We start from the raw sequence: 11,875 nt of genomic DNA on the forward strand, positions 1-11,875 counted from the left end.
CAAACCGCAATCAGGAGAACCTCCCGTGTCTGACCCAGCTGCCCACCCTTCCGAACCCTTTGTTCCGGTTCCTGTGGCGGCGGCGGACACGCATTGCACCGCCGCCGACTATGACCGGCTCTATGCCGAAAGCATCACAGACCCCGATGCCTTTTGGGCCGAGCAGGCGAAACGCATCGACTGGATCACGCCGCCGACCCGCATCGCCAACTGGTCGTTCGATCCGGTATCGATCAAATGGTATGAGGATGGCCAGCTGAACTTGTGCCACAATGCGCTCGACCGGCACGTCGCCGCGGGTCATGGCGAGCGGACCGCTATCATCTTTGAACCCGACAGCCCCGATGCACCGTCGCGCACCATCAGCTACGCCTCACTGCTCGCAGACGTCATCCGCATGGCCAATACGCTCAAGAAAATGGGCGTCCAAAAGGGAGACCGCGTCACCATCTATATGCCGATGGTTCCCGAAGGCGCGATCGCGATGCTGGCCTGCGCGCGCATCGGAGCTGTCCACAGCGTCATCTTTGGCGGATTTTCGCCTGAGGCTATTGCAGGGCGTATCGAGGATTGCGCCAGCGACTGGGTCATCTGCGCCGATGAAGGCTTGCGCGGCGGCAAGACTATCCCGCTCAAAGCCAATGTCGATACAGCGCTTCAGAAAGTGTCGGTCAAGGCGGTGCTCGTCATCTCGCATACCGGCGGCGATGTCGAAATGACCGAAGGGCGCGACCATTGGTATGATGCCATGTCGGCAGATGTCGGGTCGGACTGCCCGTGCGAGCCGATGGGTGCCGAGGATCCGCTGTTCATCCTCTACACCTCGGGATCGACCGGCAAACCCAAGGGCGTTCTCCACACCACCGGCGGCTATGCAGTATGGACCGCCGCCACCTTCTATTATGGCTTCGACTATCGCGCCGGAGAGGTTTTCTGGTGCAGCGCCGACATCGGCTGGGTCACCGGACACAGCTATGTCGTTTATGGTCCGTTGATGAATGGCGCGACCAGCCTGATGTTCGAAGGCATCCCGAACTTCCCCAATCACGACCGTTTCTGGCGTGTCATCGACAAATATAAGGTCAATATTTTCTACACCGCACCGACCGCGATCCGCGCCCTGATGCGCGAAGGCGATGATTATGTGACGCGGCACGACCTTGGCTCGCTGCGCCTGATCGGCAGCGTCGGCGAACCGATTAATCCAGAAGCATGGCGCTGGTATCACGATCTGGTGGGCAAGGGTCGTCTGCCTGTCATCGACACTTGGTGGCAGACCGAAACCGGCGGCATCATGATCACCACCCTGCCCGGAGCGCACCCGATGCAGCCGGGAAGCGCCGGCCGACCCTTCTTCGGCGTTCGTCCGCAACTGGTTGACGGCGAAGGCGAGGTGCTCGTCGATGAACAAAGCGGTGGCGCAGCAGAGGGCAATTTGTGCCTCACCCACAGCTGGCCGGGGCAAGCCCGGACGCTTTACGGCGACCATGACCGCTTCGCCCAAACCTATTTCTCCACCTATAAGGGCAAATATTTCACTGGCGACGGCTGCCGCCGCGATGATGAGGGCTATTGGCGGATTACAGGCCGCGTTGACGATGTCATCAACGTCTCTGGCCACCGCATGGGCACCGCCGAGGTCGAAAGCGCACTGGTGCTACACGATTTGGTGGCCGAGGCCGCCGTCGTCGGCTTCCCCCACGATATCAAGGGTCAGGGCATTTATTGCTATGTCACATTGAACGCCGGTATCGAACCGAGCGATGCGCTCGCCACCGAGCTGCGCCAGCAAATTCGCACCGAAATCGGGCCGATCGCCAGCCCCGACCATATCCACTTCACCCCCGCGCTACCCAAAACGCGCAGCGGCAAGATCATGCGCCGCATCTTGCGCAAAATCGCCGAAAATGAGTTTGGCTCGCTGGGTGACACATCGACGCTGGCCGACCCCAGCCTCGTCGATGGCTTGGTCGAAGGACGGATGAACCGTTAAAAGTAACGAACGACCCTTCCCCCTTGTGGCGGGTCACAGCATCGCCGCATCAGTCCGCAACGCCCCCCCAAGGGGGAGCCAGACTAAAGTTGAAAGTCGGGCAATTCGGCAAGCGCATTCCCCAACGCCTCGGCCCAACCGTCGGCCACGCTCTGGAAATAGGCATCGCCGCGTTCGAACCGTCGTTCCAGCACCGTATCGAAATTTCCGCGCTCATGGATTTTGAGGTCGATCGGTAGATCGACGCCGGCATTTGCGCGGATCGTTGAATCAAATGACACGCAGAGCAGCTTGACCGCATCCTCGAACGACATGGCGGGGTCATAGGACCGGACAATGATCGGCCGCCCATATTTGGTCTCGCCAATCTGGAAAAAGGGATTGTCCTCACCCGATTCGATGAAATTGCCTTCGGGATAGACCAGAAACAGCCGCGGTTCGGAGCCTTTGATCTGTCCGCCGACGATCAATGTGGCGCTGAACAGCGATTCTGCCACCGGACCCGATGGCTGATATTTTTTGACAATATCGCGCAACACTTCGCCAATGATGGTCGCGACCTGAAACATCGATGGCGCCTCGAGGATCGAGGGATCGCGATCGGCCGGAGCCTTGGTTCGCTCATCAAGCAGGCTTGTAACCGCCTGTGTTGTTGCCAGATTCCCCGCCGACATCAATGTGATGACGCGCTCGCCCGGCACCGTCCAGCTGCGCATTTTCTTGACCTGTGCAATGTCGTCGACGCCCGCGTTGGTGCGCGAATCCGACATAAACACCAGTCCTTTGTTCAGGCGCATGCCCACACAATATGTCATGAAAAATCCGGTCCCCCAAAATATCCACGTCCCGCTTATTGCTGGACCTGCAATTGAACAACCAAATTTTCTTGCGCTGCACCATATCGCATCCCGCGCACCGGTGCGGCGTCGTGATAATCTAGACCCGTCGCCACGCGAATATAGCGTTCGTCGGGCGAATAGCCGTTCGATACGTCGAACCCGACCCAGCCGATATGGTCGAAATGCACTTCGGCCCAGGCGTGGGTCGCATCCTGCTGTTCGCGGTCATTCATCATCAGATAACCCGAAACATAGCGCGCCGGATGACCCAAGAGTCGCATCGCCGCAATAAAAATATGCGCATGGTCCTGACACACGCCGCCCGTCGCTCCCAGCGCTTCTTCGGCGGTCGTTTCAGCGCCTGTTACGCCAATGCGATAGGGCAATTTCTCGGTTATCAGTGCCGACAGGGCATGGGCGCGTGCCAGCTGGTTGTCGTCGTCGGTTTCCAATTGATTGACCAGCGCCTGCACTTGCGCGCCCACCTCGGTGAGCTCGGTCGGTCGCAGGAACATCCATAAAGGCATGGCACCGCGATGCGGGCCGACAATCCCGTCCTGGCTGGTCACTTCAACCTCGCCCTGACTGCGAATGACCAGATCCTGCGAGCCCGGATCAACCGAAATCAGATCGACGTCATTGCTGTGGTGATCAACATAATGAAGCTGCTTCGTGCCCCCCTCGACGCTGACCGTCCAGTTGAGAACCTGTTGCCCCGGACGGCTCTTTGGCGTCGCGCGCAACTGTTGCAGTGCATAGTTTAGCGGCACGTCATACTGATAACGGGTGAGGTGATCGACAGAGAGGTGCATAGTCATTCGAGGAACCGGTAATCCGTTTCTATCTGGCGCGCGAGCGCGGTATTGGCGGCAAGGAAATCGGTTAGAAATTCGTGCAGACCAGTCTCAAAAATTTCAGAGATATTGCCTGACAGCCTTTTCTGGCAAATCTGCTGCGCCTGTCGTCCCGATTCACTTTCTTCGCCATATCCGCGTTGAATATGGTCCAAATTTTCCTGCATCTTGCCACAACAAAAGGAGAGGCTGCGTGGCAATTGACGCTCAAGGATCAGGAACTCGGCGATCTTGATCGCACTGATTTCGGTGCCATAAAGCCAGCGATAGGCCCGATGCGCCGACACTGATCGCAATATCGTTTCCCACTGCACATTGTCGATCGTCGAGCCGATATGCGCAACCGAGGGTAACAGCAGGAAATATTTGACGTCGAGGATGCGCGCGGTGTTGTCGCTCCGTTCAAGGAATGTGCCAATCCGCGCGAAATTATAGCCATCGTTGCGCAACATTGTGCCTGTCAACGCACCGCGCATTTGCGCACTTTGACGACGGATTGTGCTCAACACGTCGGGCAAGTCCGAATCGCTGACCGGTTGTTTGAGGAGCGCCGACAAGGTCATCCAGCTGCTGTTGACGGTCTCCCACACTTCGCGGGTCAGTGCGGTGCGCACGGTTCGCGCATTGTCGCGTGCCAGTTTGACGTTGGACAAGATGCTCGACGGATTGCTCATGTCGCGGAGCAGAAAATCGATCACGCTCGCCGCTTTATAATGGTCATAATGCGCCTGATAGGCGACATCCGACCCCGCCGCTTTCAGTACCGAATTCCACTCGGACTCAGCCGTCTTTGATCGTGTCAGCGCGATACGGAACCCGGCTTCGATCAGTCGCGCATGATTTTCGCTGCGTTCCAGATAACGCGCCATCCAGAACAGGCCACCGGCGGTTTTTCCCAGCATCAGTCTTCCAGCACCCAGGTATCTTTGGTGCCGCCTCCCTGACTGCTGTTCACCACCAGCGACCCCTTGGTCATCGCGACCCGCGTCAGGCCGCCAGGCGTGATGGTGACGCCGTCCGGCGACATCAGGACAAAGGGCCGCAAGTCGACATGGCGCGGGGCGAGGCCCTTTTTGGTGAAAATCGGCACACTCGACAGCGCCAGCGTCGGCTGGGCGATATAATTGCCCGGATTGGCCTCCAACTTGGCGCGGAAAGCCTCGATCTCGCGCTTGCTCGATGTCGGTCCGACCAACATGCCATAGCCGCCAGAACCATGCACTTCCTTGACGACCAGTTCGGGAAGACGGTCAAGAACCTCCTTCAAATGGTCAGGCTCTGAGCAACGCCAGGTCGGCACATTGGGCAACAACGCTGCCTCGCCGGTGTAAAACTGGATGATGTCGGGCATATAGCTGTACAGCGCCTTGTCGTCTGCGATGCCGGTCCCCGGCGCATTGGCAATGGTAATCCCGCCTGCACGGTACACGTCCCAAATACCAGGCACCCCCAGCACCGAATCCGGTCGAAAGTTCAACGGGTCGAGGAAGTCATCATCGACACGGCGATACAGGACGTCGATCGGTTCATAACCCTGTGTGGTGCGCATCGCGATGCGGCCATTGACAACGCGCAGATCATGGCCTTCGACCAGTTCGCCGCCCATTTGGTCGGCAAGAAAGCTATGTTCAAAATAGGCGCTGTTGTGAATGCCCGGGGTCAGCACCGCCACGCGCGGATGGCGACTACAAGCGGGCGGCGCGCAAGCGCTCAAAGAGCGTAGCAGGTTGATCGGATAGTCACTCACCTCACGCACCGCGATGCGCGAGAAAAGCTCGGGAAACATCTGCAGCATCGTCTCGCGATTTTCGAGCATATAGGACACGCCCGACGGGGTCCGCGCATTATCCTCGAGCACATAAAATTCGTCGGGGCCTGTGCGGACGATGTCGGTCCCGCTGATGTGGGTATAGATGCCGCCCGGCGGGTCGAGCCCGATCATCTGCGGCAGAAAAGCTTCGTTGCGCGCGATGAGTTCGACCGGCACACGACCGGCGCGCAATATCTCTTGCCGGTGGTAAATATCATAAATGAAGGCGTTGAGCGCACGCACCCGCTGTTCGATGCCGCGCGACAGCCGCCGCCATTCGGCCGCTGAAATAATCCGCGGGACGACGTCAAAGGGGATCAGCCGCTCGTCGCCGCCATCGGCGCCATAAACATTAAAGGTAATACCGGTGGTGCGGAAAAAGGCTTCAGCCTGTTCGGATTTGCGCTGGATGCGCCCGGCCTGCTCGCCGTCAAACCACTGGCAATAGTCGCTATAGGGAGTGCGCACGGCCCCTTGGTCGGTCAACATTTCGTCGAAGTTGGATATATCGCTACCCTTTCCGAGGCCAAGTCAGTCTCACGGCCATGCGGCATCGCATGACTCCCGCCATTCCTTTCTGCGCGAAGTCCTGCCGACTACATGGTCGGCAAATCCTTTATGATGCAATGCTAGGCCAGCGCCCGCGTGAACGCAAGGCGTGGCCCTTGCGACCGCTTGGCTACAGCACGCCGTGGCAATGCTTATATTTGCGTCCCGACCCGCACGGGCAGGTCGCGTTGCGGCTGATATCCCGATCGGCATAGGGATTCTCGCCCGCGGCTTCGCCCTCACCTGCTTTGGCACGCTGCATCGGCGGCAAGGTGTTCGCAATGACGCCCAGCGACCCAGCATCAATATCGGCGCTATTATCCTCGCCGGTAAAGGGGTCGATGTGGGTGGTCAGGAAATCGGGCAGGTCGGGCAGCGGCATCGGCTCGGGCTCTTCCATCCGAAGCTCGATCCGCGCGATGGTCCGCGTCACATTTTCGCGGATCGTCGTCAACATGCGCTCGAACAGGGCAAAAGCCTCCGTCTTATATTCATTGATCGGCTGTTTCTGGGCATAGGCGCGCAGGAACACGACCTGACGCAGCGCATCGAGCGTCGACAAATGCTCTTTCCATTGATGGTCGAGCGTCTGGAGCAGCACCGATTTTTCGATGCTGTGCCAAGTCTCCACATCAACCTCGGCGGCCTTTTTGGCTGCGGTCGCATCGGCCAGATCCTGAATCCGCTGCTCGAACATCTCGGGGTCGACGGCATCTTCTTCGACCCAGTCGTCGATCGGCGGATTGAGGTCCAGCACATCGTCGACACGCGCCTTCATCCCTTCGATATCCCATTGTTCGGGATAGCTGCCCGGCGGGCAGCAATCGGCGATGATCGCGTTGACGGTTTCGGCGCGCATATCGGTCATCACATCGTCGACGGTTTCGCTGTCGATAATGTCACCGCGCTGTTCATAGATGACCTTGCGTTGGTCGTTCATCACATCATCATATTCGACGACCTGTTTGCGGATGTCATAGTTGCGCGCTTCGACCTTCTTCTGCGCGGTCTCGATTGCTTTCGACAGCCATTTTGACCCGATGGCCTCACCATCCTCCAGATTCTTGTTCATCATCTTGGAAAACAGCGTCTCGGGGCCAAAGATACGCAGCAGGTCATCGTCAAGGCAGAGGTAGAATTTGCTCCGCCCCGGATCGCCCTGACGTCCCGAACGACCGCGCAACTGATTATCGATACGGCGGCTTTCGTGGCGTTCGGTGGCGAGCACGAACAGCCCGCCGGCGGCCTTCACCGCTTCGCGTTCGGCCAGCACTTCTTCACGAATACGCGCTTCGGCCGCGTCGCGTTCTGGACCTTCGGGAAGGTCTTTCAACTCTTCTTCAAACCGGAATTCTTCGTTGCCACCCAATTTGATGTCGGTGCCGCGACCCGCCATATTGGTCGCAATGGTCACCGCACCGGGGCGGCCCGCCTGCGCGACGATATGCGCCTCGCTTTCATGGAAGCGCGCGTTGAGAACGCTGTGTGCGACGCCCTCTTTCTCAAGAAAGGACGATAGCAATTCGGACTTTTCAATCGACACGGTACCGACCAGAACCGGCTGACCTTTTTCGCTGGCCTCGCGGATCGTGCGGGCGATGGCGCCAAATTTATCGGTGATATTCTTGTAAAACTCGTCTTCCTCGTCCAGCCGGGCAATCGGCCGGTTGGTCGGGATCGAGACGACATTCATTTTATAGATTTCGAAAAATTCCGCGGCCTCGGTCGCGGCGGTGCCGGTCATCCCCGACAATTTGGGATACATGCGGAAATAATTCTGAAAGGTGATCGATGCCAGTGTCTGGTTCTCCGGCTCGATCTTCACGCCTTCCTTGGCCTCGACCGCCTGATGCAGGCCGTCGGACCAGCGCCGACCGTCCATCATGCGTCCGGTGAACTCATCGATGATCACGACCTTGTCGTCCTTGACGATATAATCGGTATCGATGCGGAACATGATGATTGCCTTCAACGCCTGATTGACGTGATGGACGACCTGCGTGTTTTCGATATCGTAAAGATTGCTGCCCTGAAGCAGCCCGGCGTCTTCGAGCAGACGCTCGACATGCTCGGTGCCTTCTTCGGTCAGGTTGATCGATTTGGTTTTCTCATCCTTTTCATAATCTTCTTCGACGAGCTTCAGCACCACCTCATTAACGCGGACATACATTTCCGACTTGTCGTCGGTCGGCCCCGAAATGATCAGCGGCGTGCGGGCTTCGTCGATCAGGATGGAATCAACCTCATCGACGACGCCAAAATTAAAGGCGCGCTGGACCATCTGTTCGCGATCAAATTTCATATTGTCGCGCAGATAATCAAACCCCAACTCGTTGTTGGTCGCATAGGTGATATCGGCATCATAGGCCGCGCGCCGCTCTGTCTCGCTGAGGTTGGGGACGATCACGCCGGTCGTCAGGCCCAGAAAGCGATAGACCTCACCCATCCATTCGCAGTCGCGCGCCGCCAGATAGTCGTTGACGGTGACAACATGGACGCCCTTGCTTTCCAGCGCATTGAGATAGACGGGCAGCGTCGCCACCAGCGTCTTACCTTCGCCCGTTGCCATCTCGGCAATCTCGCCGCGATGCAGGACAATGCCGCCGACCATCTGCACATCATAATGGCGCTGGCCGAGCGTGCGCTTGGCCGCTTCGCGCACGGTAGCAAAGGCTTCGGGCAAAAGATCGTCGAGCGTTTCGCCGCCCGCCAACCGCTCCCTAAATTTCGGCGTCTGGGCCTTTAGCGCCGCATCATCGAGCGCCTCGATAGCCGGTTCGAATGCGTTGATCTTTTCGACGATCTTGCGGATCGAGGTGACATAGCGGTCGTTAGACGAACCGAATATAGTTTTAGCAAGGCCAGCAAACATGGCAGAATTCCTGTGATTTTCATTAGGGGTGCGGCAAAGCGCCGCAGGGCCACGCAGGGGCGGCCAAGACTGAAGTTCGGCAGGCGGTGAAGCCCGCGATAAATCTATTCGAGGGCGCGGTCGCTGCGGGTCAGGATGCCGGGCAGGATCGGAGCCGAGGAGGTCATCGGCTTGCGGCACGGCGCGCTCGCACGCCGTGATGGCGTGGTTTGGGCGGGATGTTTCGCCTTGTCGGCATCGCCAGCTTGCGCCGCCGCTTCGGCCATAACCATGACCGAACCGAGCGCAACCGGGGTGGCCGGTGCCGCCACAGCGCGATCAGCGCCAGCGAAACCGGTCAATAAGGCCAGCAAAGTGAGGAAAAATCTCAAATCGCGCTCAATGATCCAACGGGCGCGACCCCATGCCGCTCCACACCAATGCACATAGGGAGGATGGTCGCTTCCGTCTAGGGGCAGGGTTAAGGACTAGTTTCCCCCGACCGGAGCTTTGGTGTCGATAGGATCGACGCTGAGGTCCGTGCGCAGGATAAAATGTCGTGCTTCGGGCTTGCCGTTCTTGTCAAGAAAGGGCGCGAAACGGGCTTCTTTACCGAACATCATACATGGCCCCATCGTCTTGTCCGGCGGAACAAAGGCGCCCTCGCCATCGAATTGACAGTCGGCGATGGTGCCATCTGCCGTAACCGTTAGCGACAGAACGGTTTTCCCTGGCTCTTTCATGGGAAATTCCGGACGACGCGCAGGTAAGTCGTCGAGCGCATCGGCCAGCTTGGCTTCGTCGCCATCGAGAGGCGCTTCCGGCAATACCCAGTTGAAATTAACAGCGATTGTCCCTGCCGTCTCCACGCCCTTGCTATCCAATGCAGGCTTGAACGTCGCCTTGCTTCGCATCAGGTCACAACTGGCCTGATCAAGAGCTTCTGAATCGCTACTTACGACAATCGAGCAGTCCGACACCGAGCCTGTATCGGAGATGGTCAAGGACATGCCGACCATGCCTTCATCGCCATGCGTCAAGGCGGTCGCAGGATAATTGTCTTTCTGGCTGAGTGCCATTGTTTCGCTGGTCGGAAGGGGTGGACGCGGAAATACGCCATCCATACTTCCCAACTGAAAGCCTTCGCTCTCCGTAGATTCGGGAATTTGCCAGCGGATGCGGTTTGAATAGGTTCCGCCAGTCGGGCGTCCGGCTTTGTCGCGGCCCGGCGTAAAGCGGGCGCGGGCTAGCAGCAGATGACAGGTGGCTTCGTCCAGGTCAACAGAGCCGCTGCTCGACGTGATTTTGCAATCACTTGGCAAACCATTGGCATCGATCGTCAATAGAAATCCGGAAGTCCCTTCCCTTTCATCGCGCATCGCCGTTGCCGGATAATCGTCATTCGTTGCCCAACTGCCCGGGTTACCGGCGGGCATCATCGGTTCAGAAAGATCCGTTTTTTCCGTTGCGAGCGGCGTCTCGGTAGGCGCAGCCAGCGTCAGCAACAACATCGGTCCAAGTAACAGCATCACCCCACCCCTATTTCAAACCCGGATTAAGCCCTTCAACTTCGTGCAAAAAGCTCTTGGGCTTTTTGAAATATTTGCTCTTGTGATTGACCTTCAGCCCCACCGCCTCGGCCATGTCCATGATGAAATGAACGCAGTTGCGTTTGCCGAGATTATAGCTTGGTTGCGGGCGGTCGCGCCAGAAAACCACCTTCGCCATCACGCGGGCATAGACCGCATCTTTGACGGTTACGGAGAATTGCCGGTCACTCTTGGCAATATAGCTGGGCTCGGGCTCCTTCACATGGCCTTTGACTGACCCGAACAATATGGCTGGAGAGACCGATTTGGCCGTAAAGCCATAGGCATGGTTGACGGTTTGGCCGGTCGCGTTGATCGTGCCTTTCATTGTCACAAAGCCATGCGGAAATTGTTCGCCCATATCGTGGCTATAAAAACTGATAACCACATCGGCCCGGGCCAAAGGGGCCAAAGCAATGGAAAAACACAAGGAACTGAGGAGGATCAGGGGGCGCAATAATGTCATGCCCCGTCCTAACCAGCCGCCCCCCGACTTGCCAAGTGTTGATTGATGCTTGACGTTTACGTCAACTTCGCCTGATCTCGCGACAAAGCAAATATAGGGAGCAGGACATGACGGCCAAAGCAATTTTCATCACCGGCGGCGGATCGGGTATCGGCCGCGCGGTGGCCCGTCATTTCGCCGGCCAAGGCTGGTTTGTCGGGCTCGCCGATGTCAACAAACAGGGGCTCGACGAAAGCGCGGCCCTGCTCCCCGCTGGACAAAGCTCAACCCATGTCATGGACGTGCGCGACCGCGACCAGTGGAAGGGCGCGCTTGACGCTTTCGCCGAAAAGAGCGGCGGGCGGCTCGATGTGCTGTTCAACAATGCCGGCATCGGCACCGGCGGACAATTTGCCGACATGTCACCTGCCGAAGCCGACCGGCTGATCGCAATCAACTTCGGCGGTGTCGTCAACGGCATTTATGCCGCGCTGCCGATGCTCCGTGCGACGCCGGCGTCGACGATCCTCAACACCGGATCGGCGTCTGGCTTTTATGGCGTCGCGGGCCTTGCGATTTACTCCGCTACCAAATTCGCGGTGCGCGGGCTGACCGAGGGGTTGGAGATCGAATTTGCCAAATATGGCATCAAGGTGCGCTCGCTCATGCCCGGCTTTATCGACACGCCTCTGCTCGATCAGGTCAGCGCCGACAGCAACGAACCCGCGCGCAACCGATTGGCCGCCAGCGGTTTTGAAATCGTGCCTGTCGAACGCGTCGCCGAAGCAGCGTGGGAGGCCGTGCATGGCGACAAAGTGCATGTCACCGTCGGCAAAATGGCCAAGCGACTGGCCCGCATGGCGCGCTGGTTCCCCGGTATGATCGTGCGCCAGTCCAAAAAGATTGATGGCTTGGGCTGACTCTGCCCGTTCAACCCGATAGCCG

10 protein-coding genes are annotated in these 11,875 nt (G+C 58.3%); 2 read left to right on the forward strand and 8 right to left on the reverse strand.

The window, feature by feature from the left end; translation table 11 throughout:
• The first annotated feature begins 25 nt into the window (after positions 1-25).
• Positions 26-1,993 (forward strand): acetate--CoA ligase, encoded by a 1,968-nt coding sequence (gene acs / locus ACR3XE_RS12065; protein WP_473699951.1) that lies wholly within the window; start codon positions 26-28, stop codon positions 1,991-1,993.
• Positions 1,994-2,076: 83 nt separating this feature from the next.
• On the opposite strand, the gene ACR3XE_RS12070 is transcribed toward acs, so the two are convergent.
• The 8 genes from ACR3XE_RS12070 to ACR3XE_RS12105 form a co-directional block, all read right to left on the reverse strand.
• Positions 2,077-2,808, reverse strand: a complete 732-nt coding sequence (locus tag ACR3XE_RS12070) for a proteasome-type protease (protein WP_473699950.1) — start codon at positions 2,806-2,808, stop codon at positions 2,077-2,079.
• Positions 2,809-2,843: 35 nt separating this feature from the next.
• Positions 2,844-3,650: a transglutaminase family protein gene (locus ACR3XE_RS12075; RefSeq protein ID WP_473699949.1), complete on the reverse strand. Its 807-nt coding sequence runs from the start codon at positions 3,648-3,650 to the stop codon at positions 2,844-2,846.
• Complete coding sequence (locus tag ACR3XE_RS12080) at positions 3,647-4,588, reverse strand: alpha-E domain-containing protein (RefSeq protein ID WP_473699948.1); 942 nt, start codon at positions 4,586-4,588, stop codon at positions 3,647-3,649. Before ACR3XE_RS12080 ends, ACR3XE_RS12075 begins: the two co-directional genes overlap by 4 nt.
• The gene (locus ACR3XE_RS12085) at positions 4,588-5,985 is read right to left on the reverse strand and encodes a circularly permuted type 2 ATP-grasp protein (protein WP_473699947.1); all 1,398 of its coding nucleotides are present in this window, start codon (positions 5,983-5,985) and stop codon (positions 4,588-4,590) included. The genes ACR3XE_RS12080 and ACR3XE_RS12085 overlap by 1 nt, the downstream gene beginning before the upstream one ends.
• Positions 5,986-6,175: 190 nt before the next feature.
• On the reverse strand, positions 6,176-8,917 hold the full coding sequence (gene secA, locus ACR3XE_RS12090) for a preprotein translocase subunit SecA (RefSeq protein ID WP_473699946.1): 2,742 nt from the start codon (positions 8,915-8,917) through the stop codon (positions 6,176-6,178).
• Between the two features lie 104 nt (positions 8,918-9,021).
• Positions 9,022-9,288: a hypothetical protein gene (locus ACR3XE_RS12095; protein ID WP_473699945.1), complete on the reverse strand. Its 267-nt coding sequence runs from the start codon at positions 9,286-9,288 to the stop codon at positions 9,022-9,024.
• 96 nt (positions 9,289-9,384) lie between these two features.
• The gene (locus ACR3XE_RS12100; protein ID WP_486185767.1) at positions 9,385-10,407 is read right to left on the reverse strand and encodes an energy transducer TonB; all 1,023 of its coding nucleotides are present in this window, start codon (positions 10,405-10,407) and stop codon (positions 9,385-9,387) included.
• Between the two features lie 28 nt (positions 10,408-10,435).
• The gene (locus ACR3XE_RS12105; RefSeq protein WP_473699943.1) at positions 10,436-10,846 is read right to left on the reverse strand and encodes a hypothetical protein; all 411 of its coding nucleotides are present in this window, start codon (positions 10,844-10,846) and stop codon (positions 10,436-10,438) included.
• A gap of 212 nt (positions 10,847-11,058) precedes the next feature.
• Between ACR3XE_RS12105 and ACR3XE_RS12110 the strand changes: the two genes are divergently transcribed.
• Positions 11,059-11,850 (forward strand): SDR family oxidoreductase, encoded by a 792-nt coding sequence (locus ACR3XE_RS12110; protein ID WP_473699942.1) that lies wholly within the window; start codon positions 11,059-11,061, stop codon positions 11,848-11,850.
• The last annotated feature ends 25 nt before the right edge of the window (positions 11,851-11,875 follow it).

Source organism: Sphingopyxis sp. 10G20-10 (genome assembly GCF_057365075.1).

What these genes read in the sequence shown, in the direction of transcription:
- ACR3XE_RS12070 (WP_473699950.1), bottom strand. Translation starts at nt 2,808, where the DNA reads ATGACATATTGTGTGGGCATGCGCCTGAACAAAGGACTGGTGTTTATG.
- ACR3XE_RS12075 (WP_473699949.1), bottom strand. Translation starts at nt 3,650, where the DNA reads ATGACTATGCACCTCTCTGTCGATCACCTCACCCGTTATCAGTATGAC.
- ACR3XE_RS12080 (WP_473699948.1), bottom strand. Translation starts at nt 4,588, where the DNA reads ATGCTGGGAAAAACCGCCGGTGGCCTGTTCTGGATGGCGCGTTATCTG.
- ACR3XE_RS12085 (WP_473699947.1), bottom strand. Translation starts at nt 5,985, where the DNA reads ATGTTGACCGACCAAGGGGCCGTGCGCACTCCCTATAGCGACTATTGC.
- secA (WP_473699946.1), bottom strand. Translation starts at nt 8,917, where the DNA reads ATGTTTGCTGGCCTTGCTAAAACTATATTCGGTTCGTCTAACGACCGC.
- ACR3XE_RS12100 (WP_486185767.1), bottom strand. Translation starts at nt 10,407, where the DNA reads ATGTTGTTGCTGACGCTGGCTGCGCCTACCGAGACGCCGCTCGCAACG.
- ACR3XE_RS12105 (WP_473699943.1), bottom strand. Translation starts at nt 10,846, where the DNA reads ATGGGCGAACAATTTCCGCATGGCTTTGTGACAATGAAAGGCACGATC.
- ACR3XE_RS12110 (WP_473699942.1), top strand. Translation starts at nt 11,059, where the DNA reads ATGACGGCCAAAGCAATTTTCATCACCGGCGGCGGATCGGGTATCGGC.